The organism is Myxococcales bacterium (assembly GCA_016717005.1).
Lineage (GTDB): Bacteria > Myxococcota_A > Polyangia > Haliangiales > Haliangiaceae > UBA2376.
This window is the reverse complement of record JADJUF010000010.1, coordinates 1-24,384: the sequence shown is the minus strand read 5'-3', so window position 1 is coordinate 24,384 and position 24,384 is coordinate 1. Positions and strand designations below refer to the sequence as shown.

General features: G+C 71.5%; 25 protein-coding genes and 1 tRNA gene. 4 read left to right on the top strand and 22 right to left on the bottom strand.

All coding sequences use genetic code 11. The annotated features are described in order from the left end of the window. Nucleotide 1: 1 nt before the first annotated feature. A complete protein-coding gene (locus IPL61_12225; GenBank protein MBK9032069.1) occupies nt 2-214 on the bottom strand; it encodes a hypothetical protein in 213 nt (70 codons plus the stop codon). A 90-nt stretch (nt 215-304) separates the two neighbouring features. Between IPL61_12225 and IPL61_12220 the strand changes: the two genes are divergently transcribed. Further along, nucleotides 305-376 (top strand) — tRNA-Gly (locus IPL61_12220). Between the two features lie 168 nt (nt 377-544). Here IPL61_12220 and IPL61_12215 read toward each other — a convergent pair. From IPL61_12215 to IPL61_12160, 12 genes are all read right to left on the bottom strand, one after another. Next, nucleotides 545-1,219, bottom strand: coding sequence for a hypothetical protein (locus IPL61_12215; protein MBK9032068.1), 675 nt, complete (start codon nt 1,217-1,219; stop codon nt 545-547). 104 nt (nt 1,220-1,323) lie between these two features. Then, on the bottom strand, nt 1,324-1,872 hold the full coding sequence (locus tag IPL61_12210) for a hypothetical protein (GenBank protein ID MBK9032067.1): 549 nt from the start codon (nt 1,870-1,872) through the stop codon (nt 1,324-1,326). Between the two features lie 51 nt (nt 1,873-1,923). Next, nucleotides 1,924-3,111: a hypothetical protein gene (locus IPL61_12205; GenBank protein MBK9032066.1), complete on the bottom strand. Its 1,188-nt coding sequence runs from the start codon at nt 3,109-3,111 to the stop codon at nt 1,924-1,926. Between the two features lie 665 nt (nt 3,112-3,776). Beyond that, a complete protein-coding gene (locus IPL61_12200) occupies nt 3,777-4,124 on the bottom strand; it encodes a hypothetical protein (GenBank protein MBK9032065.1) in 348 nt (115 codons plus the stop codon). A gap of 14 nt (nt 4,125-4,138) precedes the next feature. Then, complete coding sequence (locus IPL61_12195) at nt 4,139-5,185, bottom strand: peptidoglycan DD-metalloendopeptidase family protein (protein ID MBK9032064.1); 1,047 nt, start codon at nt 5,183-5,185, stop codon at nt 4,139-4,141. Beyond that, entirely contained in the window at nt 5,182-6,540 is a 1,359-nt protein-coding gene (locus tag IPL61_12190; GenBank protein ID MBK9032063.1) for a transglycosylase SLT domain-containing protein, read from the bottom strand. Before IPL61_12190 ends, IPL61_12195 begins: the two co-directional genes overlap by 4 nt. 113 nt (nt 6,541-6,653) lie before the next feature. Then, nucleotides 6,654-6,992: a hypothetical protein gene (locus IPL61_12185; protein ID MBK9032062.1), complete on the bottom strand. Its 339-nt coding sequence runs from the start codon at nt 6,990-6,992 to the stop codon at nt 6,654-6,656. A 12-nt stretch (nt 6,993-7,004) separates the two neighbouring features. After that, complete coding sequence (locus IPL61_12180; GenBank protein MBK9032061.1) at nt 7,005-7,433, bottom strand: hypothetical protein; 429 nt, start codon at nt 7,431-7,433, stop codon at nt 7,005-7,007. A gap of 71 nt (nt 7,434-7,504) precedes the next feature. Further along, entirely contained in the window at nt 7,505-8,071 is a 567-nt protein-coding gene (locus tag IPL61_12175) for a hypothetical protein (protein MBK9032060.1), read from the bottom strand. Between the two features lie 35 nt (nt 8,072-8,106). Further along, complete coding sequence (locus IPL61_12170; GenBank protein ID MBK9032059.1) at nt 8,107-8,709, bottom strand: hypothetical protein; 603 nt, start codon at nt 8,707-8,709, stop codon at nt 8,107-8,109. A 131-nt stretch (nt 8,710-8,840) separates the two neighbouring features. Next, nucleotides 8,841-9,905, bottom strand: coding sequence for a hypothetical protein (locus IPL61_12165; GenBank protein MBK9032058.1), 1,065 nt, complete (start codon nt 9,903-9,905; stop codon nt 8,841-8,843). Further along, the gene (locus IPL61_12160; GenBank protein MBK9032057.1) at nt 9,902-10,927 is read right to left on the bottom strand and encodes a hypothetical protein; all 1,026 of its coding nucleotides are present in this window, start codon (nt 10,925-10,927) and stop codon (nt 9,902-9,904) included. Before IPL61_12160 ends, IPL61_12165 begins: the two co-directional genes overlap by 4 nt. Here IPL61_12160 and IPL61_12155 point away from each other — a divergent pair. The 3 genes from IPL61_12155 (at nt 10,926) to IPL61_12145 (ending at nt 13,017) form a co-directional block, all read left to right on the top strand. After that, a complete protein-coding gene (locus IPL61_12155) occupies nt 10,926-11,171 on the top strand; it encodes a hypothetical protein (GenBank protein ID MBK9032056.1) in 246 nt (81 codons plus the stop codon). The genes IPL61_12160 and IPL61_12155 overlap by 2 nt on opposite strands. 230 nt (nt 11,172-11,401) lie before the next feature. Further along, nucleotides 11,402-12,043 (top strand): hypothetical protein, encoded by a 642-nt coding sequence (locus tag IPL61_12150; protein MBK9032055.1) that lies wholly within the window; start codon nt 11,402-11,404, stop codon nt 12,041-12,043. Nucleotides 12,044-12,246: 203 nt separating this feature from the next. Further along, entirely contained in the window at nt 12,247-13,017 is a 771-nt protein-coding gene (locus tag IPL61_12145) for a hypothetical protein (protein MBK9032054.1), read from the top strand. Here IPL61_12145 and IPL61_12140 read toward each other — a convergent pair. From IPL61_12140 to IPL61_12100, 9 genes are all read right to left on the bottom strand, one after another. Beyond that, the gene (locus tag IPL61_12140; protein MBK9032053.1) at nt 13,014-13,919 is read right to left on the bottom strand and encodes a hypothetical protein; all 906 of its coding nucleotides are present in this window, start codon (nt 13,917-13,919) and stop codon (nt 13,014-13,016) included. The genes IPL61_12145 and IPL61_12140 overlap by 4 nt on opposite strands. A 429-nt stretch (nt 13,920-14,348) precedes the next feature. Then, nucleotides 14,349-14,558 carry a hypothetical protein gene (locus IPL61_12135; GenBank protein MBK9032052.1) on the bottom strand — a complete coding sequence of 70 codons (210 nt, stop codon included), beginning with the start codon at nt 14,556-14,558 and terminating at the stop codon, nt 14,349-14,351. After that, nucleotides 14,545-17,082 (bottom strand): AAA family ATPase, encoded by a 2,538-nt coding sequence (locus IPL61_12130; protein ID MBK9032051.1) that lies wholly within the window; start codon nt 17,080-17,082, stop codon nt 14,545-14,547. Before IPL61_12130 ends, IPL61_12135 begins: the two co-directional genes overlap by 14 nt. Before the next feature lie 27 nt (nt 17,083-17,109). After that, the gene (locus tag IPL61_12125) at nt 17,110-18,525 is read right to left on the bottom strand and encodes a sigma-54-dependent Fis family transcriptional regulator (GenBank protein MBK9032050.1); all 1,416 of its coding nucleotides are present in this window, start codon (nt 18,523-18,525) and stop codon (nt 17,110-17,112) included. Further along, nucleotides 18,522-20,027, bottom strand: a complete 1,506-nt coding sequence (locus IPL61_12120; GenBank protein ID MBK9032049.1) for a phosphatidylserine/phosphatidylglycerophosphate/cardiolipin synthase family protein — start codon at nt 20,025-20,027, stop codon at nt 18,522-18,524. Before IPL61_12120 ends, IPL61_12125 begins: the two co-directional genes overlap by 4 nt. A gap of 47 nt (nt 20,028-20,074) precedes the next feature. Continuing rightward, entirely contained in the window at nt 20,075-20,833 is a 759-nt protein-coding gene (locus IPL61_12115) for a hypothetical protein (protein MBK9032048.1), read from the bottom strand. Nucleotides 20,834-20,893: 60 nt separating this feature from the next. Continuing rightward, entirely contained in the window at nt 20,894-21,187 is a 294-nt protein-coding gene (locus IPL61_12110; GenBank protein MBK9032047.1) for a hypothetical protein, read from the bottom strand. Beyond that, nucleotides 21,184-23,586, bottom strand: coding sequence for an AAA family ATPase (locus IPL61_12105; GenBank protein MBK9032046.1), 2,403 nt, complete (start codon nt 23,584-23,586; stop codon nt 21,184-21,186). Before IPL61_12105 ends, IPL61_12110 begins: the two co-directional genes overlap by 4 nt. A 467-nt stretch (nt 23,587-24,053) precedes the next feature. Further along, nucleotides 24,054-24,384, bottom strand: a 331-nt coding sequence (locus tag IPL61_12100; GenBank protein MBK9032045.1) for a hypothetical protein, incomplete at its 5' end; no start/stop codon positions are given.

Sequence of the window (24,384 nt, the reverse complement as noted above, 5' to 3'; positions counted from 1 at the left end):
CTTACTCCGAGTCGCCCGCGTCGACGTCGTCCGGCGGGACCGTGTCGTCGTCCTCGTCGTCCTGGTCCTCGAAGTCCTCGGCGTCCGGGGCCTGGAACGAGTAGACCGGCGACGACACCGGCACCTTGCCGGCCGGGTTGGGACCGCAGGCAGCCGTCCCCAGAGCCAGGCCCGCCAGGGCCAGCACAAGCGCGCGAAAGATGAGCCGTTGCATGATGCCCGCGACGCTACCACGCCCGCGCATTTTTGCGTCACGCCGGCGCTTGACAGTGCGCCCCGGGCTCGCTAAAAGCTCCCCCACGCTGCGGGAGTAACTCAGTGGTAGAGTGCAACCTTGCCAAGGTTGACGTCGAGAGTTCGAATCTCTTCTCCCGCTCTATAGTTAGCTGATCGTCGAGGTGGTCCCACACCACTTCCCACACCACCGGGGGCTTGAGGGCGAGGCAGCTCCTTCCGGAGCCGTCGCCGCCGGTTTTGTTTGGATCGAGTCTTCAGGGCCGCGGCCATGTCGTCGGTGTCCACATCGACAACCTAGGCCTGTCGCTCATCGACGGGGAGGGGACTTCTTCCGAGTCACCTGTCCCCCGGGGGCCCTGCTCTTCTTCCGAAGCCGCTGGCGTGCCTTCTTCACCGCGGCCGGAGTGATGGTGCCGATCGCATCGGCGATCTCCGCTGCCGTGGCGTCCGGAAGCGCGATGGCGATCGCCGCGTCCCGAGCTTCACTCCAGGACCGGTAGCGAAACGCCCCCGTGCGGCCATCCTGCTCCATCGCTAAGCGCCAGGCGACCATCGCCATGCGGTTGTGATGGCCCGCCAGTGGAGCAGGTGGGGCGCTGTGGAACATCCGTCGCGCCGTCCCGACATGCTCAAGCGTCAACATCAACCACTTCCTATCGAACCCGCCGATGTTGAGCATGGCGGCCACAGCGTCGAACGACTTCTTCAGCGCAACCGCGATCTCTCGCGACCCATTGAAGACGGATTCGCCATCGACGTACAGGCCGACGTATCCAGTCGGCGGCCCGCCAAAGATGTCGATGTCAGCGTGGATCGTGTGGCCAGGTGGAACCGGGCCGCCGTGATGCACGAACGGCTCACGACTTCCCCCGACTTCCCACGGGAACCGCTGCTCGTATCGCGCGCGCCCCGCGTGCTCGCGGCCGACACAGGCCCACGCCCACAACCATGCCGCCCACGGGTTGGCGAGGAATCGACGCATCTCGCGGCTAAGCTGTGCCCGCAAGGGCACATGTGACTCGTCGCGAGTCCGCCTTCGACTCATCGTGGGCCCGCGTTGCCTTCGATGACATTCATGGTGCTGCACTAATAGTCGGAGATGGCCCAACGCGCGCATGGTGCAGATGCCGTCCGCAGAGACCACGCCGCCCGCGGGGACAAGTCACGGCCCGGCACGTGTTCGACGGTTGCGTCGTACAAGTCCAAGATCGCCTCTTGAGCAGCGCCCAGCGTCTCTATCGCGGATTCCAGGTCCGTTACCTGTACGTTCTTCAGGACTTCAACGGTCGCACCCTTCTTCGGACGACGAGTCCGGTCCAAGCTGGGCCCACCGGTGAAGACGTAGTACGCATGGACATAGTCGTTGCGGACCTGGAGAGCGTCATCCAGTAGCGGTCGGAGCCGCTCCAGCCTCTCCAGCAGCGCTCCGTCTGTGATCGTGTCCGTGTACGTATCGCACACCGCCTTTACAAGGCCACCTAGCGTCTTGCCCCTCACGGCGACTATTAGGTCTGGCTCGGACTTCCTCGCCACTGTCCAGTAGAGGTCCACCAATGCCTCGTCGACGTAGTTGGCGTGTATTAGGAGCAGTCCCAGCGTCGCCAACAAGTCCCGCTCCGCGTCTGTGCCGTTCATCGCTACCTCCGTGGGGATCTTCGCACGCCAAGGGGCGACGTCAACGCCACATCAAGCACCGCTTGCCCGACGAGCGGTGGCCAAGTCGATCACCTTCGCCCCGGTCGCGATGCCGGCGACCTGCGCCAGGGCGGAACGCACCTCGTCGCCGCGGGCGGTCGAGTAGTGGAGCTGCATGGCGGGCGTGGCGTGACCGGAGATGGCGCGGGTGACGGCGTCGTGGACGCCGGCGGCGCGGGCGAGGTCCTGGTAGGTGCGGCGCATGCCGCGGGGCGTGAAGCGGTGGGGCAGCTTGATCGCGGTGGCGACGTCGGCGAACGGCTTGTCGAGGCAGGAGCGCGAGCGGAAGCCGCCGGTGATGGCGGGGAAGAGCAGCTCGCTCGAGCGCATCTTGGTGAGCGTCAGCATCTCGTCGACGTGCCAGTGGAGGACGTCGAGGAGCTCGGGCGGCAGGGTCAGGCGCTGGTGCAGGTCGGTCTTGGTCGTCTCCATGACGTCGTCGCCCAGCGTCTGCGATCGCCGGATGAGCAGGATGCCCTCCTTCCACTTGATGTCGGCGTGCGCGCCGGCGCGTCGTAGCGGGCGCAGCGACGACGGGCGCAGGCCGGTCGTGAAGCCGAGGAACGAGAACGCGTAGTGCTCCGGGTGCATGTCGCGCAGCGTGGCCAGGAAGCGGGGCACGTCGTCCGGCGCGAGCGAGTTGGGCTCCTCCTCGGTGTAGGTCGAGTGCTCGCGCATGTCGAACAGGTCGACGCCGCGCATCGGGTCGCGGATGTCGAAGTCGGTGATCGCCTCGTCGGTGATCTGCCGCAGGACCGAGATGATCGTGTTGGCGGTCGCCGGCGCCATGTCGCGGGCCTTGATCTTCCCGGCCATCCTCGCCTGCCAGGCCTTCACGTCCTGCGGCCGGAGCTGGTCCATGAAGATCTCGCCGAACGCCGGCACCAGGTGGTGCTTCAGGATCGCCTCCCACTTCGCGCGCCCCGAGGCCGATCGGATCTTGCCGAGGGCCAGCTTGCGCTCGAACACGTCGGCCGCGAAGGTGTGGAACGGTGGCGCCGTGGCGCCGGCCTCGGGCGTCCCGGCGCGGGCACGCTCGAGCTCGGTCTGGAGCCACGCGAAGGCGTCGCGGGCCTTGGCGACGTCGGCCAGCGCCCGGTTGATCTCCTTCATCTGGCCGGTGCGTGGGTCCTTGACCCGCGCCCGCACGTGGTAGCCGCCGTCGCGTCGACGCCACACCCCCGGCAGCTCGGGCTGGGCGGCGATGACGTCGCGCCAGCGCTCTACCCATCCGCGGCTTGACCCCTTGCGCGCCTGGGCCCGCGCGCCATCGCGTGGCGGTGCCGCCCCGCCCTGTCCGTCGCCATCGCCTCCGACCGCCGCAGCGGTCCCTCGATCCATGATCTCCATGGAAGCCTCCCGAAAAATGGCAAAGCCCCGCCACCGGCGTTCCGCGCCGACGAAGTTGTTGCGAGCACCCTCATCTCCTTGGAGTGATGCCGGCAGCGGGAAAGGTCGTGGTTCGTCTAGGTCGTGGATCGCTCCGGGGAGTTAGAGGTGCTCGCGCACCTACCCTGACACGGGCTCGCCCGCTCCGGCAACCCCGCGAGCCCCCCCGCGATCTCGCGCCAGCGTGCGGATGCGCTCGAGCGAGACAGCCGACGCCGCTGACGACGGTGCCGGCCGCGGCGACGGCCGTGACGGCGCCGGCGCCGCCCGGGCCAGCGCCTCGCCCTGCATCCAGCGGTCGATGTCCTCGATCGCGAAGACCAGCGCCCGTCCCCGCCGGCCGCAGGCACGGACATGCCGGCGGATCGTCCAGGGCGAGGTGTGGGCGTAGTCCGCCGCCACGCTCGCGGTCATGAACCGCGGCCAGGGGCGCGGCGATCGTTCCGGGGCCGCGCTCACCGCGGCCTCCGACGCGGCGCGGTACGCGGTCCTGGCGCGCGTACCGGCGGCGCCACGAACGCGATGCGCATCGGCGGCGAAGGCGGGGCCGGGGCGGCGGCCTTGGCGTCGCCCTCCTTGGGCAGCATGGCCGACAGCTTGGCGATCAGCAGGTCGATCGCCTGGCCGGGGTCGATGCCGGCGAGCGGGTGCGGGGTCGGCGCGCCCGCCATGATGATGGGGCTGCCGGCCTGGGCGCCGAGCGCGGCGAGAATGGCCCGACACGCCTGGGCGCCGTGGGCCTTCTGCTCGGGGGTCGCGCCGTCGGTGACCGCGGCACGGATGGCTTCGATCTGGTCCTGCATGGTGTGCTCCTTGGTCAGAACGGGACGTCCTCCGGCTGGCCGATCAGGTTGTCGCGAGGGCGCAGGCGGCGGATGAGCCGCTCCTCTTCGTCGAGGGCGGCGGGGCCGGACATGACGCGGACGGCGACCTCGACGCGGTCGCGGCGGTAGGTGAGGCCGGGGTCGTGGCCCTCGGCGTACTGGCCGCGCCAGAAGCCCTTGTAGCGGCGCCACTCCTGGAAGTGGCGGGTCAGGGTCTCGTACAGGTTGTCGGTGTGGCTCTCGCCGACGTAGACGACGATCGGATCGCCGGCGGTGTCGCGCTCGCGGATGACGTAGACGCCGGACTTGCCGCGGAGCGCCTGGACCCAGTCGGGGTAGCGGTCGCCGCGGGCGCCGACCGGGCGGTACGTCAGCGCGGCGCCGCGGTTGCGGTGCTGGGCGGCGCGCTCGATCGTGCGGTGGCGCCAGCGGCGGAGCCAGGGCCCCGGGTCGATGGCGCGTGACCGCAGGTGATCGGCCCACAGCTCGAGGTGCAGGTGCTTCAGGTGGCGCGGGTCGGTCGGATCGCCGCCGATGGTGCCGAGCGCATCGCCGGCGGCCACGACCTGGCCGAGCTCGACGGCGAGGCTGGCGAGGTGCGTGTAGTAGCTGGTCCAGCCGTCGGCGTGGCGGATCGTGACGGTGCCGCCGCGCGGTGTGCGGCGCGCCTGGGTCACCAGGCCGGGGCCGATGGCCAGCGCCGGCACGTTGTCGGGCATGAAGTAGTGCAGCGAGCCGTGGGGCGTGCCCGGCGGGTACAGCACGGCCTGGTCGAGCGCGTGGCGGCGGCGGAACATCACGTCGGCGCCGAGGTGCTTGCGCTTGCCGCCGTCGCGCGGCGAGCCCCAGCCGTCGGACACCTCGGCGCGGCGGTCGCCGAGCGCGGGCACCGGGAACACCCACGAGGTCGGCGGCTCGCGCTGGACCGCCGGCGCCATCGCAGCGGCGACCGAGGCGCGGCCGGGTCGCGCCAGCCACGCGCCGACCGCGGCGAGGCCGCCGGCGCCGAGCACGAGCGGCAGCGGGCTGTCGGCGCTCACGACGCCCGGTCCTTCTGCAGCGCGCGGATGAGCGGCGGGCCGGCGACCGCGGCGCCGACGACCGCGCCGGCGATCACCGCCACCCGCGACAGCGACAGGTCGCCGAGCGGCCCGCCCTCGACCGGGATGTGCGGCGCCGGCGCCGACGGCACGCCGCCGAGCGCCTGGAACTGCTCGCGCCACTGGCGGGCGCGCTTGCGGTAGTCGAGCGCCTGGTCGTAGGTGCCGCGCCACATGCGCGCCCACGTGCCCTTGTTGCTGGTGAACCACGCGAGCCACTCGCGCTCGAACTCGCCCCAGGAGTGCACGAACGCGCCCTGGTAGGTCTTCCAGCGGATGTCCTCGGCCGACGGTCGCGGCGTCATCCAGCCGTAGACCGTGGCCCACTCGGCGGCCGGGTCGCTGTCCTTGCCGACGCCAGGGTCGCGGCCGCGCTCGGTCCGGAAGCGCGCCCGCGCCTTGTCGAACTCGAGCTCCCAGGGCCGGCGGAACGTCGCGTAGATGTCGCGGCCGATCGCGCTCACGTCGGCGTTGGTGACGTTCATCTCGCCGAGGATCACGCCCGGGGTCTTCACCGCCCACCAGCCCGCGTTGCGGAAGCCCGACTCGCGGGCGTACAGCTCGGCGACGCTGCGCGCCCAGCGGACCTTCGCCGGGTTCGACAGATGGCGGCTGGCGCCGGCGGCCTGGGCGTGCTCGTGCACCAGGTCGAGGTCGATCGCGCGGTGGCCGTGGCGCTTCAGGTACTCGACCACGCGGCCGACGCCGGCGGCCTCGGACATGCCGGCGTTCCAGCCGAACACCACGAGCTCGACGAAGCGCGGGTTGCGCCAGTCGGTGCGCAGGTTGGCGATGTCGCCGTGGTGACGCTGGTAGCCGTCGACGATCCGGCGCAGGAGCCAGGTCGCGATCTGCACGTTGACCTCCGGGTCGAGCAGCTGCGCCCGCGTGTAGCGGGTGCCGCGGGCGCGGTTGAACGACGCGCGGACGACCTCGACGATCTGGAGCAGGCCCCACCCGGCGGTGCCGCGCGCGCTGGGATCCATGCCCGACTCGCGCATCGCCAGCGCGCGCAGGAACGCGAGCGGGATGGCGCCGCGGTGGCGCTCGAAGATCGGATCGAAGTGCCGCGGCAGGCCGCCGGCGGCGGGCGCCTCGACCTGGTCGGGCGAGGTCACCGGCCCGACGTCGATGATCGGCAGCGGCCTGGGCTCCGCCTGTGGCCGTGGCCGCGGCGAGGTCGCCGCCGCGGCCGGCGGCGTGGCGGTCAGCCAGCGCGCGCCGTAGTAGCCGGCGACACCGACGCCGGCGAGGAGCGCGCCGGTCCGGATCCAGGTGTCGTCGTGCTGGGTCATGGGTTGCTCCTGGGAATGGGGTTCGACTTCGGATCAGGATCTGGAGTCGGGCGAGCGACCGCCGACCGTCACGGGTTGGTCAGTCGCGTTCGGTCAGTCGCTCGTCGTGGTGGTCACTCGGCCGGGTAGATGTGGATCTCCCCGCCGCGGCCGATCACCGGCACGCCGTCGCCGCACTCGCTCGGGCCCTGGTCGGGCTCGGGCTCGCTGGGCTCGGGGCCGGGCTCGGTCGGCGCCGGCGGCGTCTTGTACTGCGGGCGATCCTGGAAGGACCACCAGCACCGCGACACCACCGGCGCCGACGCGCCACCATCGCTCGCGCTGCGGTACCCGGGCCGGGTCCCGCCGCCGAACAGGTAGCACCAGAGCCCCGAGAGGAGCCCGGCGCGGCCCTGCGTCGACGACGCGGCCTTGCCCCGGTACGCGGGAGGGTTCGATCGAAGGATGTCCATGATCGGGTCCTCCTACTTCCGCAGCAGGCGACCGAGCAGGCTCCCCAGGGTGCGGAGCTGCTCGTCGCGCTTGGCGTGGGTGGCGAGCGCGGTCTGGTAGAGCACCAGGTTCTCCACGTCGGTCTCCAGCTCACCCGCGGCGGTCGGCGCCGCGGGGAGGGGCTGGACGGCCGCCAGGAGCTGCGCGCCGATGTCGACCAGCTCGGCCACGGTCATCCCCGCCAGCGCCGAGGCCTTGGCCGCGGGCTGGTGGTAGACGACCGTCGGCTGGGCCGGCCCGTACATCGGCGGCATCCCCTGCGGGTAGACCGCGCGCGGCGCGCCCACGCGCGGCCAGAAGCCGCCCGCCGTGCGCGGCACCGGCACCCCGCGGTTGTCCACCAGGACGGGCCGCGCGTTCCGCTCGTCGTCGATGTAGATCACGCTGTAGTCGTTCGCCATGGTCGTTGCCTTTCGTTGTGTGCAGCCGTGATCGCTCGCCCGACGCCAGACCCCGATCCGAAGTCGTCGCGCTACGCCGCGGGCTCGAGGTCGTAGCCCTCGGGCGCCGCGTCGCGCATGCCCATGCGGGCCTCGTCCTCGTCGATGAGGTCGAGCTGCTGCGCGGCGTCGCGGAACACGTCGAGCACGTAGCCGCCGCCCATGGGCGCGTTGGCGGGTCGAGGCGCACCACCCGCCGGCAACGCCGGCGCCGCGGCGGCCGGCGGCGCCGCCGGCGCACCACCGCCCTTGGTCATCGCGCGCCGGCCCATCATCGCGAGCGCCAGCTGGCCCGCGCCCGCCGACGCCATCGAGTGGCCCACGATCCGCGCGTTGCCATCGGCCAGGTACGCCGTGGCGCCGCCGGCGCCGATCATCAGCAGCGCCGCGCCCTCGGGGCTGACGATCTGCTGGTTCACCGCCAGCCCGCTGAGCAGCGCGCTGCCGGCGCCGCCCGCCGCCGCGGCGACGATGGTCCAGGGATCCGGCGCGGCGCCGCGGCGCAGCGCGCGTCGGCGCGGGGCCGGCGTCGCGCCCGCGCTGTTGCGGTGCTTGGGCTTCCCGTTCTTGATCTTGTGCTTGTGCTTGTGCTTCGCCATCGCAGTGTCCTTTCTGGTTGGGGTGACGCAGCCGCCTAGGCGGCGAAGCGGAGGCCGCGGGCCGGGCACGCGGCGCAGGACGCCATCGGCGCCGCGCTGCGCGCACCGTGCGGGCGCAGGGGGACCATCGGGGCGAGCGCCTGGAGCGCCGCCACCGCGTCGATGACCGCGGCCAGGTCGAGGCGCGACGCGCCCGTCGGGGCCCGGCGGGCCGGCGCCCGGCGCGCCGGCGGCGGCACGTCGTCCGCCGGCAGCCCCATCTGCTCGAGCACGGTCACGATGTCGCCGAGCCCGAGGCCCAGGTCGGCGTCGAGCACGCGCGCCAGCAGCGCGGCGGTGAACACCACGTCCTCGACCGCGCGCGGATCGGCCTGGCCGTGGATCGCGGCCAGCGCGTAGCGACGCGCGTTCTTCACGCGGCGCACGTCGGCCGGCACGTCGGCGACGCTGGCGGCCGCCACCTCGAACGCCCAGCCGATCAGGTCCTCGATCGCCACCACCGCCGGGCCGTAGTCGATGCCGCCCTCGATCCAGGGCGGCGCGAGCCGCGGCGCGGGGCGGGCCGGCGTCCGCTTGCGCTTCGGGGGCCGGGTGGTCTTCGGAGTGTCGGTGGCGGTCGTGGGCTTGATCTCGGACATGGCGGTCTCCTTGCGGCCGGACAGATCGCGGCCGTTCGCCGTCGGCGCGGTGGCGCCGTCGGGCGGTGGTGGTGCGCCCGCAGGTGCGGCGCGGTGGTGTCGGCGCGGCCGTGGCCGGCGCCGGGAAGCGGTTACAGCTTGGTGGCCAGGTAGCGACCGGCGAGCGCCTCGGGTGTCATCGCCGACAGCGACCCGAGGACCGCCGGCGGCTTCGCGAGCGGCCCCAGCGACAGGCCCTCGCGCTGGAGTTCGCGCTCGAGCGTGTTCAGGACCGGCGGGCCCACGCCCAGGCCCGCGAGCTTGATGCGCAGGGCCTCGACGCCCGCGGCGTAGCCGAGGCGCCCGCCGACCCGGCCCAGCGCTCCGAGGATCTGCAGGTCGGGGCGGATCCGGGCGTCGCCGATGCGCAGCTCGGGCCCCGGCAGGTTGCGCGCGGACGCCGGCCCGCGCTCGGGCTGGGCGCGCGACGCGGCGGCCTGGTCGAGCTGGTCGACCGCCCGCGCGGCGGTCGCGACCATGCGCGGGCCGACCGGGCCCCACTGGCGCGCCTCGCGATCCGCCAGCGCCAGCACGAACGCCACGTCGCGCAGGTCGACCACGCACAGCGGCCGGCCGTCCAGCACCAGGCACAGCGCGCGATGGCCGCGCGCCACCCGCTCGGCGCCGCGGTCGAAGCGCGCCGCCGGCTCCAGCGCCAGGTCGGCCAGCCACTCGATCAGCTCGCGCGGGGTCATCGCTACCGGCCCGCTGCCGTTGCGAGCACCGTGGTCGTGGAAGCGGCCGGCCGCCAGGGCGTTGCGGCTGACCCGCGGGTCGAGCACCACCGGGCGCCCGTCCTCGATCGGGTAGGTGTGCAGCCCGGTCGGCGTGTTGGTCGTGGCCAGCGCGCGCACCGGCGCCGGATCGATCAGCTCGGCCGCGGCGATAAAGGTCGCGGCGCGCTCGACACAGTTGGGGTCGACCGCCGGCAGCCGCAGCCGCTGCGGCGGGTCGCAGGCCGCGACCTTCGGGCCGTCGTGCGGCGCGCCGTGGTCGTCGCGCTGCGGCAGCGAGCGCAGCCAGTGCGCCAGCTCGGCGGTCGTGGTGTGGGCCTGAGCGATCTCGACGATCGCCGGGTCACGCTCGCGGACGCGGGCCGCGAGCTCCTCGGTGATGGCGTCGAGGCACGCGTGGTCATTCTCGGGGGATGCGATCACGACACGGGCTCCTTTCGGGTGCGGAGGGGCGGCATCATCGAGCGCACCAGCTCGGCCGCGTCATCGACCGGCAGCGCGCACATCGTGGTCATCCACTCGGCGCGGGCGATCGGGTCCATGCGTGGGATCGCGGCCATCACCACGCGCTGCTCATCCGGAGACAGCTTCGCGCGCACCGCGAACAGGTGCTGGATCTGCTCCGGCGTCGGCGCCGCCGGCGGCGGCGGCGCGGCGTTGCGGAGGTCGGCGGACGCGGAGGCGTCGCTCGTCGGCGCGGCGGGCGTGGCGGTCGCCGGCGCTGGCGCCGCAGGCTCCGACGACGGCGCAGCCGGGGCCGGGGCCGGCGCTGGTGATGCCGCCGCCGGCGCCGACGCCGCGGCCTGGGCCCGACGCTCGCGCGCCATCCGCTCGGCCATGTACGTGCCCAGCATCGGCGTCGCTTGCTCGAGCAGGTGCGCCAGGGCGATCGCCAGCGGGTTGACCGCGTCCTGGTCGTCGTCGTCCTCGTCCTCCTGGTCGTCGACCTCGGTCACCGGCAGCGGCGGCAGCGGCTCGCGGCGCGGCAGGTTGGCGCCGTCGGCCGCGCGCAGGATCTCCGAGGTCGCCGACATGATGCCCGCCAGCCGCTCGGTGACGTGCTTGGTCATCTCGACGTTGGCCCGCATCATCTCGACGTTGGCGCGCATCAGCTCGCGCACCATGCCGCTCGCCTCCTCGCCCTGGCCGCCGCCGTTGCGCCGCGCCGGGTCGATCGTCACGTACATCGGCACCGCGTCCCTGCACACCGCCCGGGTGCCATCGACCGGGTCGAGCCGGTAGCGGCCGGCGACGCCGTCGACCAGCGTCCGGAACTCGTTGTAGGTGGTGTCGACCGCGACGTACAGCGGCGCGCCGTCGGCGCCGTGGACGATCTCGCACGCCCCGCGCTCGCCCGGCTTGCGGAACCGCCGGACGCGGAACTCCTCGGCCGCGGCTGGGAGCTTGGCCGGCTCGCCGTCGGCGTCGTAGTGCAGCTCAGACATGGCGCGCCTCCTGGTGGAGGTCGGCGGCGAACTCGATGCCCATACTTCTATCCGCCGTCGAACGAGGCGGGAGGAGCAGGTCGCCCGGTCGATTCGTGTCGATTTCGGTGACCGGGTGGATCGCGGTGCCCATACTTCTATCCGCCGTCGAGCGAGGCGGGAGGAGCAGGTCGGCTGGTCGATCGGTGTCGATTTCGGCGGCCGGGCGGCGGGCACGAAGGCTGGGCGGGCGACACCTACTTGAAGGGGCGCGCGGCGCGCGGACCGGCGATCGCTGGGTTGGCGCGACGTCAGCCGGGGGAGAAATCACGCGGGATTTGTCCGCGGCGTATTGCCGACCCGCGAGGTTCGAGGACTTAGACGGCGGCGATTTGTCGACGGGGCCGGCGCAACGACCTGCTCGCGCGTTCAGTGTCAGACGGCGGCCGTAGCTTGGTGGTCCCCGGTGCATGGCGGGGAAGAAAGGTCGTCGAGATGCCACGCAAGGCTGCTGTCCCTGCACCGCCCGAGATCGCCGATCGGATCAAGCACGAGGTCGCCGCGCCGGGGTTCCTGCCCGACTTGATCGCCTGGGCCGATCGCCAGTGCGGCAAGCTGCTGTCCATCGAGGACCGGATCGACCCACACAAGGCGATCGACCTGGTGAACGCCGCGGTGGTCGACACCTGGGACGGCGTGCGCGCCTGGCACCCGGAGGCCCGCACGCTGCGCCGCCACCTGGAGCAGACGGTGAACTCGCGCCTCTGGCACGAGTGCGAGCGCGCCCGGCGCCGGCGCTTCGTCCCGCTCACCCCGGCCGCCGTGGACGACTCCCAGGACGGCGGCGGCATCGAGATCGAGATGTCCGCCCAGCGCGAGGACCCGCGCACGCGGCCGGACGCCCTCGTCGCCCAGCGCGAGGTGCGCGCCCGCGTCTTCGGCGCCTTGCGCGCCGAGGCCGCGCGCGATCGCGAACTGCTCGCGCTCCTGGACGCCTACGAGACCGGCCACCACGTCGAGTCCGACGCCGAGGCCAGGGTCGGGATCGCCGGCCAGGCGTTCAAGAACCTGGTGCGTCGGTTCAAGACGATCCGTGGCCACCTGCCCGACGACCTGCGCGGCGCGGCGGCGAAGTGATGGTCCGTGACGGCGGCGCGCCCGTCGGCAGCGTCGCGCGCCACCGTGGCCGACCCGTCGCGGCGTTCGCCGATCGCGATGCCGCGAACGAGTCCAGCGCGTCAGCGGATGCGCTCAGCCTGTCAGGTGACAACAGCGACGACGGCAGCGAGAATCGCGATGCGGCCTAGTTCGTGTGTCGCACCCGGTGCGAGGATGGAGCGATGAAGACGCTTGACCCTGCGGATGCCAGAAAGCTTGCGGTGAGGGTTCAGGATGTTGGCCTTGCAGCCATCAACACCTTCGTCCAGCAGCCCCCGCCCGAGGAATACAGGGCGGTCGCGATGGCGGTGCTAGCGCGCGCCCTCACATCGCTGCAAAGCGTTGTGCTACTCGCTGAGGCCGGCCTAACCCTCGATGCGATGGGGGCGGTGCGAACGATCTGCGAGCTGGATATCGACTTGGCCTTTATCCTTAAGGAGGACCCCGAGAACCGGACCGCGCTTTTTCTCGAGCACGATGAGGTCTTGGGCCTGTACCAGGCGAAGGCATTTCAGGCGTTGTACAAGGACGACCCGACCGCGCTGTCGGCCGATGCTATCCAGCGACTCCAGGAGCGTCACGACGCAGCGAAGGGCCGATACCCCGACCGTTACAAGTGGGCTGGCGCTATCAAGGGAAGCGAATCGATCAAGATGCGTGCGCTCGCGGTCGATCGCGAGAACGCCTACAACTTGATCTATGCCGAGGCTTGCAGAGCACTACACGCTGGGTTGAGTGCAATCGCGAGCCACGTCGAGGAGGTCGACACCGCTGACGGTCCGGTGCGACGGTTCCTCATCGGCGCTGGTGCTCCATCCGGGCGCCCCGTGACGTTGGCGTGCATGTGCTTGATGCAGATGCTGGACGCTGTCCTTGAATTCCTCGGCTACTCCGACCTCGCCGCCCAACTGCACGCGCTCGTAAACGAGGCCGCCGCTCTAGGCCCGGATTAGGCTACAGCCGTTGCGATGGCGGCGCCGAGCGAGGTTGGGTCGAGGTCGCGGACTCGAGCGAGGTCGAGACCGAAGGTGCGGACCCGGACGGGGCCGGCGGCGAACGACAGGGGGCGGACGGGGCGGGGGTAGACGAGCCAGGCCTCGTGACAGCCGATGACGGTGGCGTAGAAGACGACCTGCTGGACGTCGGCGGCGGCGGGGCGGTCGTCGTCCTTGTACTTGGTGTCGATGACGGCGATGGGGCGGCGGGTGGCGGGGTCGCGGACGACGATGTCGACGGGGTAGCAGAGGGCCGGAGCCGAGGTCGAGGCGGTGCTGCGGATCGGGCCCAGTCGGGGAGCTCGGCGGCGAGCCAGCGGGCGACGAAGAGCTCGAACCAGGCGCGGCATGTCGACCGTGAAGGGGATGGACGCGGTCGGACCGGAGGCGGTCGCGGCGCCGCACAGGGTGAGCAGGAGGCGGCACAGCGCGTGGATCGCCTGGTAGTCGTGGTTGAGCTGGTGATAGGAGCGGCCGGTGCAGTCCTCGGCGCGGAAGGGCACGAGGTCGAGGGTCGCAGCCAGCGTCCGGTACTGATCGCGGACCATACGACGGACGTCCTCTCGGCCGAGCGCGACCCGGCGCAGGCGCTCGAGGGTCCACAGCAGGATCTGGTTGTCGGCGAGGTTGTCGGTCAGGGTCTCGTACTCGCAGACGACCGCGACGGCGCCGCGGGCCGCGCGAGCCAGGCTCTCACGCGCGAGGACTCGACCACGAACCACCTGCAGCTCGTCGCGCTCCTCCTGGTAGGCGCGGTACAGGCCTTGCGGACACGGTCGCCGATGCGCCGGCAGAGAATGCTGGCGAGGATCTCGAAGAGGCCCTCGATGGTGGCGATCGAGGTCAGCCCGCCGTACCAAGTCAGGCTCTTGAGGTCGTACGCGCGTTCGAACATCACGAGCACGCTGTCGATGGGCACCTTGGGCCCGATGCGCAGCGCGTGGGTGGCGTCGAGGGGCAGGTAGCCGACCAGCCCGGTCGAGCGCAGGCGCCACGACGTCCCGTTGATGGGATCGGGCGGCTCGACCTCGAACTGCCGCCGGTGCCGGGCTCGTACGGTGCGGGCGATAGCCTCAGGGGCCGGGCCACCGAGAGTGGTCCACTCCCACTCGCGGAGGTCGATGACGTTCACGCCGTCTTTCCCCAGCCGGCGAAGGGACCGTCGACGAGCACCGACCATCGAAACGGGCCTACCAGCGTGGGTCTGTCGTAGAAGTACTCCTCGAGATACGGCTCGATCTCGCAGGTCCAGACGTCCTCGAGGACCTGAGCGTCCGCGAGGTCCTCCTTCAGGAAGTACGAGATCCTGGCTCGAAGTTGGGGTCGTCGATCTCGCGGTTGATCCGCCTGAGCACCTCGATGAGCGCCTCGATGTCCTCGATACCGCGCTTGCGCGCGTAGCCGCCGAGCACGTCGAAGTTCGGCTGCAGACGCAGGAACGAGAACCGCCGGCGCAGGGCGTGATCGAGCCGGGCGATCGACCGGTCAGCCGTGTTCATGGTGCCGATAACCACGAGGTTGGCGGGGGACCTGGAGGTTGCCGCCGCTCGCGAGCCGCACCTGCCGGTCGCGGTACTCGAGCAGGTACATCAACTCGCCGAAGACCCGGGGCAGGTTGGCGCGGTTGATCTCGTCGATGATCAGCACGACCGGCCCTTGCCGAGGCATCTCCCGGCACAGGTCAAGGAAGCTCCCCGGCGCGAGCTCGTAGCTGACCGCCGTCCCCACCAGCCGCGGCCGGATGCCCTGGATGAAGTCCTCGTAGCTGTAGGCCGGATGGAACTGGGTGAGCCGGATCCGGTCCTCGGCGCCGTTCACCAGCCACCGGGCCAGCCGCTCGGCGACCCAGGTCTTGCCGGTGCCGGGCGGCCCCTGGATGATGATCTGCTTCTTGCCCTGCAGGATGCGCAGCCAGCGGTCGGCGTCGGCCTCGGTGAAGCCGGTCTCGGCCAGGAAGCTGGCGCGGTCGTAGCGTGGCGGTGGGGGACCGCCGCCCCCGCCCCCAACGTCTCGGTCCCGTGGCGGCAACGCCGCGATCTCTTCGTACGTCGTCTTGTCGAGCTGGACCAGCGTCCGCGCCCAGCCCGGCCGATCGACGACCCGCGCGTCCGTGTCGAACCACTCGACCGGCAGCTCGTGCACGTACTCGCCGCTGTCGAGAAATCGGTAGGGCCCCGTGACCCGGCCGAGCCCGACGACCTCGTTCCGGCCGCGGTTGGCGACGAGCAGCGTGCCCACCGGCATCCGCGCCAGGTTGAGGGACTGCCGCGAGCCGTTGAGCTTGTAGGTGGGATCCTGCTCGGCCGCGGACGCCACCCGCGCCAGGAACTCCTCGTCGTCGACCGACGTCAGGTCACCGAGGAGACGGCCGCCGATGGCGGCGATGCACTTCCTCTTCCAGTCATCCCAGAGCTCGGCCCCCGGCCCCGGCGATATCTTCCAGTATCCAGGCGCCGCCCCGATCGCGCTGTTGCTCGGGAACGCATACCGGCGCACGGCGACCAGCCAGTGGCAGAAGTGATCGAAGGCGTCGCCTGGCCGGATGCCCAGGCGGGGATCGCGGAGCTGGGGCGCACCGTCGACGAGCGTGCGCAGCAACCGACACGCCTGTGGGTAGTCGGCGAGCGTTGCCTCGACCTCGGTCCCGCTGAAGTACGAGACGACCTGCGCGACCTTGGCGTTGACCAGCGGCAACTCGTCGGGCGCGAGCGCGTTGAGGATCGGGGTCAGCATCCCGACACCGAAACCTCTGGACAGCGGATTGGCCGTGAACTCCCCGATGGCCTTCCGGACGTCGAGCGGGCTGGCCAGGCAGGCGCGTACGAAGGCCAACACTCTGGTTTCGGCCTTGACCCACCCTACGTTCTCGAACCACGTCTTGAAGTTGCCCTGGATCGCCGGCGCGTGAGAGACCCACGCGCCGGCCTCGCGGTGCCTGACCGAGTCGGTGTACGGCAACAGCCCGAGCAGGATCGAGTCGGTAGGATCGCCCCCGGCACGCTCAATCTCGTCGATGTGCGTCAGGTTGGCCCGCGCCGCGGCCCGTTCCCGCTCGTAGCCGGCCAGATAGTCGCGAACCTCGGGCTTGGAAACGAAGGTGTCGACGTACTCCTCGATCAGGTCGCCGAGCGACAACTCCCCCTCGTCGACGGCCGTCTCCGGCGGGTCGTCTTCAGGCGCCGCCCCGTACGTTGGAGTCGGCAGCGCGCGGCCCACGAGCTTGCTCAACCACTCGACGGCGCCCGGGGAATGATACTGCGCGCCGTGAACGTCCACCTCGCCAGCGGCCGCGGCCTCCCGAATCACCGGCCTCACGGCGTTGCGAACCGCACCCGCCGCCTCGGCCAGGAGGTCGACCTCGATCGCGAAGAACACGACCTGGGGGAACGTCCGGTACGGCGGCGTCTCGAGGTCGCGAGTGGCGAGCCCTTCGATGAGCGTTTGGTCGGCCGGGGCAAGGGCGTCAGGTCGGCCAGCGAACCAGAACCCATGCTGAAGTGTGGAGACGATGATCCGCCCCACGGTCAGTCGGAACGACCGGGGCCCGAGAGTCAGTTTCCAGCGGCCCGGACCTGCTGCGTGGGCGTCCTCGATCAACTCGGCCAGCAACTCCGCGGCCGCTCGCCGCGGCCCCTCGGCCGGAACGAGCCAGCTCAGCGTGCGACCTGCCACCGCGGGCTCGGCTCGCATGCCCGCACGGTCAGCGGCGAACTCACGCGCCGGCACACGCTCGCCTGCAGGAGCCGCCTGCTCGATGGCCTTGCGTTGCTCCGAAGACAGCTCGGCCCAGAGCCCGAAGGCCCCATCCCCGCGCCGGTAGAAGCGCGGCGTCCCCTTCCCCGCCGCCAGCGACGACCCGGCAGCCTGCCGCAGGAGCGCGACCCGCAGCGTCTGCTCCGGCGTCACCCCGACCGACTCGACCAGGGCCTTGGCCGTGATCCGCCTCCACATCTCGGCGACCGGCAGCGCCTCACCAGCCTCCCGCAACACTTGCTCGGCGGCGTCAACAAAGGTCATCTCCATAGGAGGACATCTTACACGCTCGTCTGCTCACTTCGCGTCGGCGCGCAGCGTCTTCTCGTCGCAACCGAGCGCGCGGGCTGCCTTGATCCAGGTGCCGTGCTCGCGCAGGGCCCAGCGGGCCAGCTCGCGATGGAACCAGCGCACCCGCTCGGTCCGGGTGCCCTGCCCGAATGCATCGGACTGGGTTGTTCCGCCGCCGTCGCGACGCGACCACTCGGCGATGGCCATCGGGATGGCCGCGGACTGCGAGGACGACGGCGCCCACGCCGCGATCAGGTAGGCGAGGCGCTGCAGATCGCGCAAGTTGCCTGGGAAACCGTGGGTCGCGAACAGTGCTTCGAGCTCGCTGGTGACCGGCGCCTCGGGCGCAGTGTCGCCGTCCGGGCGCAGCTCTCGCCAGACCCGTCGCCAGTCATCGACCAGATCCTCCCGACACGAACGCAGCGGCGGGACCTCGACGATCAGATGGCCGATGCGGTCAAAGAGATCGGAATCGAGCTGGGCGCGCAGCTCCGGCAGCGGCAGGTTCGACGCGCACACGACCTCGACATCGACCTCGACCTCCTTGTCGGCACCGAGGGGGCGAAAGCGCCGACGCCGATCCTGGAGGAACCGCACCAGGCGGCGTTGCGTGGTCCGGGGCAGGTCCTGCACCTCGTCGAGGAAGAGCAGCCCGCCGTCGCTCTGCTGCAGCAGACCCGCGCGCTTCTCGGCGGCGCCGGTGAACGCGCCCTTCTGGTGGCCGAAGAGCAGGCTGTCGGCGAGGTTGCTGTCCAGCGACCCGCACGCGACCGTCGTGACCGGCCGTTGCCGAAGCTTGGCGATGACCGCCTCCACCAAGCGCGACTTACCGGTGCCTCGTTCGCCGAGGACCAGCAGCGGTGCGCCGGCGAGGCGACCGTAGCGCGCGAGCCGCTCGAACGCGTCGCGACGGGCCATCGACCGCGCTTCGAGATCGTACTGGGCCGTGGTCGGCGTCGCCTCGGCACTCCTCCGGATCTCCGCGAGGTAGGTCGAGATGCGAAAGTCGACCTCGTCGATGCGGGTCGTGCCGTCCTTCAGCTTTTGCGACGACCACAACCGGGATCCGACCGGCAGCGCCCCACCGGCGTAGAGCGCGAGCCACACCGCGTGCATCGCCGGCGTCCCCGGCGACACGTTGACGTGCACCGGCCCCGTGAGGGCGTCCCGGACGAACCGGCGCACGGCCTCGTAGACCTCGTGGTGACGGGTGGGATCCTGGATCGGCACCCGGACCAGTTCGACCGCGACCCCATCCAGGCGCGGCGCGCGCTCGTCCTCGGCCGCGCCATCGATCAGGTACCGCACGCGGTCGATCGCGATCTTGTGGTCAGCGCGCAGGTTGGCCACGGCATGGCGCAGCACGTCGCCGCCCGCGCGCTGCGAGTGCCAGCAGACCAGAGTCTCACCCGGGCGCTTCATGGCGCCTTGCGCTCCACCACGATCGGGGCCCCACCATGCGCCTTGGCGATCGCCGCGGCCGCCTCCAGCTGGTCGACCGAGCTCACGACCACCACCTTGCCCTTGGGTCCACGGAACACCGCCAGTCGCGATGCCGCGTCCTCCACGTCGACCGGCTTGAGGCCCGCCTCAAGCACGGGTGCGCTCACGATGCGCGTGATCACGTGCTCGTGGGCCAGCGGCAGCGGCAATCCAGGGCCGGCCGCAGCCATCGGCGGCGCCACCAAGCGGTCGGCCGACGCCGCCACGGTCGTCTCGGGCTTGGCCGAGAACGTCGGCATGACCTCCACCCGATCGAGCTTGGCCCGGCTCCACAGGTGGACCGGACCGAGCAACTCGCCCAGGCGCACGTCCACCCGCAGCTCATTCTCGGTCTTGGCGGCCCAGCCACGGAGTACATCGCGCAACTCGGCGTGCCGCTCATCGGCAAACACGACGCCCAACTCGACGCCGCGGTCGAGACCCTGCGGCTCGAGGTTCGCCGAGGCCACGATGGCCGTGCCGGCGTCGCTCCAGATCGCCTTGGCGTGCAGCCATTCGAAGATCAACACGCGCGCTCCGGCCCGGGCCAGCTCGATCAGGGCCGATCGGCAGGCCGGCCGAGCACGCGCGAGCACCGTGACCGCGACGCCCGCGCGCGCGCGGGCACAGAGCGCCGCGACGACCGGGTGCTGCACGTCCCACCCGAACGAGGCCACCATCAGCTCGGACCGGGCCGAGGCGATGACGTCGAGCATCGCCCGTCCCAGCGACCCCGCCTCGCGCAGCGTGCCGACCGCCCCGCCGGTGAGGACGGGCTTCGGCACCTCCGACACGGCCTGGACCGCGGTCAACTTGCCGGGCTCGACCACCTCGTGGTCGGCGGCGCCCCACAGGCCCCAGCGTACGACCTCGCGGAGCTCGGCGCGCTCGCCGGCGGTGAGCTCGACCACCAACTCCTCGTTGCGCGACAGCGCCTCGGCGGTCAGGTTCGCGGTGAGCAAGAAACCCTGCCCCGCCGGCCCCTGGTCGACCAGGACCACCTTCGCGTGCCAGTCCCCCGCGGTGCGGATTAACACCCACCCCGCGAGCCGATCGAGCATCTCCTTGTGCTGCTTGATCATGCGCTGGTCGAACTCCGAGTCCTCCTTCGGCTCCTTCAGCAGGCGAGCCTCGGCCGCGACCAGGACGTAGACCCGCACCCCGCGGTTGGCAGCGCCGAGCAGGGCCTTCTCAAGCTCGGGAGACGACATCAGGAACGAGCCGACGACCACCGTCGCTCGCGCGGCCTCGATCGCCGCGACGATCCGCGCGAGCGCTCGACCCTCGCGGTTCACGGCGATGACCCGGGTACCGCCATGCACCGGCCCGGTCGCCGGGATCCGCGGGACCACGACCGGCGGCATCACCGTCGTTCGATGGTCGACGACCTGGCGGTAGGTCACGGACCAGCCATCCGCCGAACGCTCCACGCTCTCGCTCATCGACTGCTCCTGTTCACGTACGGCTCTCGCCGCTCCAGCGGTGGCGCTCATAGGTTCCAGTCCTCGGCGGCCTGCAGCCGCCAGTAGATCGGTTCAGGCTTGCCCCGGCCTCGCAGCTCGGCTGCCAGCGCCGCCCGCGTCGGCAGCACCGGTGCCAGGCTGCCGAACGGCGTCACGGCGTCCTTCGCCCACTCGGCGTATCGCGCGGTCGTCGCGGTGTCGCGGACCGACTGCATCAGCCGCCAGCGCGCCCAGGCCGCGGCGTCCGCGGGCGTCCTCGCCGCGAGCGGAACCCGCTCGAGCACCGTGTCGTCGAACGTGCCCCACGCCCCGATCGACGGCTTCTTGATCGTCAGATCGCGCTGGAAGCTGGCGCGCTCCCGGTCGGTCGTCTCGTCGAACGAGACCCGCAGGACCTCGGCGCCAGCATCCCACCGGTCGCGCAGCCCGGCCGCGGTCAGGAGGGCGGACCAGGCCTCGTCGTGGTGAAGCCCCGGCTCCGGGATACCCAGGTTGTCGACCTGCATTCGTCCCAGCCGTCCCCGGACCGTCGCCACGGCGCGCGCCGGCATGAGCTCCACGGTCATCGTCAACCGGGTGTCGTCCGGCGCGGCCGGCTCCACCTGCGGCTTGAACTCGTCGAACCGCGCCCGCGGGTACTTGCCGTGCAGCACGGGCACAGGCCGACCTTGAATCACCCGGACCGCCTCAGGCAACCCGACGAACTTGCGGGGCGCTTCGCCGCGCTTCGACCGCTGCTGATCATCGAACGTCGAGGGCTCGGCGTACGGTTCGAGGGCGAGCACCGGCGACGACAGGAGCCGATCACCGGAGAAACCACAGGGTCCACGCTCCCGTCTCCGGAATCAGGATCCGCCGGTCGCGACCGCGCTGTTGCCGCTGTCCGTCAGCGCGTAGGTGTAACCGGGGCCCTCGACCAGCAGCCCGAGCCCGGCGCAGGCGCGCAACAGGCGCGCGGCGATCGCCTTGCGACCGCCGAGGAGGTGGTCGCCCACGCGGGCGGCCGTCGTCGGCCCCTCGTCAGAGACGAGCCGCAGCAGCGCCGGCTCCCACTGTCGTTCGACGGCGAGCCCGACCGTGGCAACGAGGTTCCAGGACTCGACCGCCAACGGCCGGCTCAGCTTGATGGTCGGGATCATCGCTCACCTCCATCCCAGTGGACGTCCGACGGCAGGGTCTGGAGCGCCTTGAGCAAGGGCGCCTCGCTGTGACCGAGCCGATGACGATTGCCGAAGATCCGCAGCCCGTAGCGCGCCCGGGTCAGCGCGACGTTCAGGCGGTTCTGGCTCTCGAGGAGTTGCTCGGGTGCTGCTTCGCGAAGGTCAGCAGCACCAGGTCGGCCTCGTGGCCCTGGAAACGGTCGACCGTACACAGGGCGATCTGGGACGCCCTTCCAGCGGAAGGTCCGGTACTCGTTGGCCTGGCTGGTGGCCTTGCGCAGCCGCTCACGGAGCGCACGCTCCTGCCCCCGGTAGAAGCTGAGCACCGCAACCTCCCATTCCTTGCCATCGCCGCGGAGGCCGCTCTTCCCGGCCCAGGCGACGAAGTCGCTCAACTCGGCCATCACCGCGTCGACCTCGGCGCGGTTGATGTTGTCGTCGCCGCAGTGGCCGTCCACGTGCACCCAGACGGCGCGGTGCCCGCGGTAGCTCCAGGCCCTCGCCGCGGCCAATCCGGGCGCGTCCTGCAGCGCCTTGTCGTCGTAGACCACGAGCCGCGGATGCAGCGAGATCTCGGGGTGCATCCGATGCTGGAACTCGAGCAGGACTCGGCGGTCGGCGAGGACCTCGGGCAGGAAGCCGCGATTGAGTGCGGTCGCCCTGTGGCGCTCGCCACCTTCGAACCCGAAGCGCAGCAGTTCGATCACCGAGGGCAGCGCGACCCGGCGAGCCCCAGCGAGCCCCAGGCGGAAGCGATCCAGCCGCTCCCCGTCGTCGTCTACTGGCTCGAGCGCCGCCAGGTCGTCGCGCAGCGCCTCGACCGTCCTGGCGTTGCCGCCGAAGCGCTGCTCGTAGCTGCGCACCAGCCGCCACGCGACCTCCCCGCTCCAGGTCGGCAGGTTGCCCTCGCCTGTGCTGCGCCGTCGGGCGCGCCAGGCCCCAGGCGCGTCACCGCGCACCGCGCGGAGGTCGAGCGGCAGGTCGTCGACCACCCCAGCGACCCGGTCGGGCGACGCGAGGACCACATCCGCGAGGGCGATGTCCGTGGCACCAGCCTCCGCGACCACCGCCAGCGCCCCGCGCCCCTCGGCCTGCCGGCGATAGGCCTCGATCGCGGCGGCGTCCTTGGTCACCACCAGCGTCGCCCCGCGGGCTCGACCGCGCTGGGCGCTGAACACGTCGACGCAGGCGTTGCGCAGATGCTCGCCGACGAGCACGGCCTCGAGGCCGACCGCGAACTCCTCCTGCTCGACGTACGGCGACAACTGCTTGGGGTCACCGACGATGATCCACCGCCGCGCGAGGACCGCCGGCACCAGGAACTCCTGGAACGTGGTCTTCGATGCCTCGTCGAGGATCATCATGTCGAACATCGGCTCGCCGCCCTGCCGGGGCCGGCGCTCGCCGTCCGACTCCGGCCGCCGGCCGCCGGTGCCCCTGATGTCCGGGTGCTGGAGGATGCCGATGGTGGTCCCGCACACCAGGTTGGCAGCATCGAGGACCATCGCCTCGATCGCGGTGCGACCGCGCCGCAGCCGGTCACGAAGCATGGCCTGCGCTGCGGAGCCGGGGCGCTGGCGCTCGAGGAAGTCGCGCAGTGCGCGCTGCTCGGTCTCCAAGCGTCGACGCAGACAGTAGGGCCTGGCCCGGTCCGACACGCTGCCCTCGTCGCCGATCCGGACCGCGACCAGGGCGCCCGTGTGCTCGTGCTCGATCATGCGCTCGAGCACGTTGTCGACGGCGACATGGGTCGATGCGACCAGGAGGACGCGCTGGCCCGCCTCGACCATCTGCAAGACCAGCTCGCAGATCGCCGTGGTCTTGCCCGAGCCGGGCGGCCCTTCCAGCAGCGCGAAGTCGGGCGTGGCCAGCGCGCGGCTGACGAAGTCCCGCTGCTCGGCGGTGCCGGCCCGCGTGGCATCGGTGAGAATCCGCCAGGTGTCGACCTGCGCGGGCACCACCCACTGCCAGGCGACCTCCTGGTCGGGTAGGAGCAGGTCGATGAGCGGTCGGTGGCCCTGCATCGGGGCGTCCTGCAGGCGCTGGATCGCCTGGATCTGCTTGCCGATCGTGTAGGTGTTCGGCCGGAGCGCGAGTCGGGCGCGGGTGCCCTGGAGGGTCGGCAGGCGCTCGAGCAACAGCAGCCCGGCCCGCGGGTCGCGGTCGAGCACCTCGATGCGGTGATCTGGCGACCACCGGAAGCGGGCGGGCCGCTCCGAGGGCGAGGCGTCGTTGGGCTCAAGCTCGCCAGAGGGCTCGTCGCCAGCTTCGGCCGGCGACCGCTCGTAGACATCGCGCGTCCCTTCGTCCAGGAACGCGGCGCGGATCTCTCGAGGTGATCGGGCCTTGCGCGGCCCAGCCGATCGAATCAGCGCCACCCAGACGCCCCTCGGCGGGCCGCCCGTCGGCACTGGGTGCAAGACGCGCCCACTCGGGCGGGTCGGCCGGCTCCCAGCCGATCCTGTGGATAGCCTCGTCGCGCTCGAGGTAGCTCTTGACCGACTTCAGGTAGCGGAAGAGATCGCCGAGCCCATTGAACACCGACCGCTGCGTCAGGTCGGGGCGCTTCGACAGTCCAAGGTTCGCGTACTGCAACAGTCCCATGGCATTACTCCTGGTGAGCGCCGCGCGAGTGCGGTGAGACTCCCTACAGCAGCCGCCGTGCCACCCCGCCGGCCGCGCGCTGTCCCCCGTGACAACGCGCGGATGGCTCGGGTCATTCGGGCGAGCCGGGCGAGGATGCCGGGGGCGGGTGGATCCGCCCGCGATGCGGATCCGCGGCTACGAGCCCGGCGCCAACTCGTGGTCCTGGGCCGCTTCGACCGCGAGATGCGGCAGCCCGTCATCAGACATCGGCGCGCCCCCCGTCCAGCGACAGGTCCATGATCAGCCCCTCAGCCGCGGCCTCCGGCAGCGGGACCCGCTCGGCCAGCCGGGAGGTGGCGAGGACGTCGGTCGGGTAGTCCTCACCCATGACCACCTGGAACCAGCGTTCCCGGTCCATGACCACCTGGTACATCTTCTCGTCCTGGGTCGCCGCCACGTACGGCAAGTACACCTCGATGCTCTTGCCGGTGCGCTCGGCCTTGGCGCCGATGCGATCGACGCGCCCGGTCCGCTGCTCGATCGTGCTGGGATTCCACGCGAGGTCGTGATGAATCACGTGGCGGCAGTTG

What these genes read in the sequence shown, in the direction of transcription:
- IPL61_12145 (MBK9032054.1), top strand. Translation starts at nt 12,247, where the DNA reads ATGAAGACGCTTGACCCTGCGGATGCCAGAAAGCTTGCGGTGAGGGTT.
- IPL61_12210 (MBK9032067.1), bottom strand. Translation starts at nt 1,872, where the DNA reads ATGAACGGCACAGACGCGGAGCGGGACTTGTTGGCGACGCTGGGACTG.
- IPL61_12215 (MBK9032068.1), bottom strand. Translation starts at nt 1,219, where the DNA reads ATGCGTCGATTCCTCGCCAACCCGTGGGCGGCATGGTTGTGGGCGTGG.
- IPL61_12185 (MBK9032062.1), bottom strand. Translation starts at nt 6,992, where the DNA reads ATGGACATCCTTCGATCGAACCCTCCCGCGTACCGGGGCAAGGCCGCG.
- IPL61_12200 (MBK9032065.1), bottom strand. Translation starts at nt 4,124, where the DNA reads ATGCAGGACCAGATCGAAGCCATCCGTGCCGCGGTCACCGACGGCGCG.
- IPL61_12125 (MBK9032050.1), bottom strand. Translation starts at nt 18,525, where the DNA reads ATGAAGCGCCCGGGTGAGACTCTGGTCTGCTGGCACTCGCAGCGCGCG.
- IPL61_12175 (MBK9032060.1), bottom strand. Translation starts at nt 8,071, where the DNA reads ATGGCGAAGCACAAGCACAAGCACAAGATCAAGAACGGGAAGCCCAAG.
- IPL61_12170 (MBK9032059.1), bottom strand. Translation starts at nt 8,709, where the DNA reads ATGTCCGAGATCAAGCCCACGACCGCCACCGACACTCCGAAGACCACC.
- IPL61_12180 (MBK9032061.1), bottom strand. Translation starts at nt 7,433, where the DNA reads ATGGCGAACGACTACAGCGTGATCTACATCGACGACGAGCGGAACGCG.
- IPL61_12150 (MBK9032055.1), top strand. Translation starts at nt 11,402, where the DNA reads ATGCCACGCAAGGCTGCTGTCCCTGCACCGCCCGAGATCGCCGATCGG.
- IPL61_12160 (MBK9032057.1), bottom strand. Translation starts at nt 10,927, where the DNA reads ATGTCTGAGCTGCACTACGACGCCGACGGCGAGCCGGCCAAGCTCCCA.
- IPL61_12225 (MBK9032069.1), bottom strand. Translation starts at nt 214, where the DNA reads ATGCAACGGCTCATCTTTCGCGCGCTTGTGCTGGCCCTGGCGGGCCTG.
- IPL61_12155 (MBK9032056.1), top strand. Translation starts at nt 10,926, where the DNA reads ATGGCGCGCCTCCTGGTGGAGGTCGGCGGCGAACTCGATGCCCATACT.
- IPL61_12120 (MBK9032049.1), bottom strand. Translation starts at nt 20,027, where the DNA reads ATGAGCGAGAGCGTGGAGCGTTCGGCGGATGGCTGGTCCGTGACCTAC.
- IPL61_12135 (MBK9032052.1), bottom strand. Translation starts at nt 14,558, where the DNA reads ATGAACACGGCTGACCGGTCGATCGCCCGGCTCGATCACGCCCTGCGC.
- IPL61_12110 (MBK9032047.1), bottom strand. Translation starts at nt 21,187, where the DNA reads ATGATCCCGACCATCAAGCTGAGCCGGCCGTTGGCGGTCGAGTCCTGG.
- IPL61_12130 (MBK9032051.1), bottom strand. Translation starts at nt 17,082, where the DNA reads ATGGAGATGACCTTTGTTGACGCCGCCGAGCAAGTGTTGCGGGAGGCT.
- IPL61_12190 (MBK9032063.1), bottom strand. Translation starts at nt 6,540, where the DNA reads ATGACCCAGCACGACGACACCTGGATCCGGACCGGCGCGCTCCTCGCC.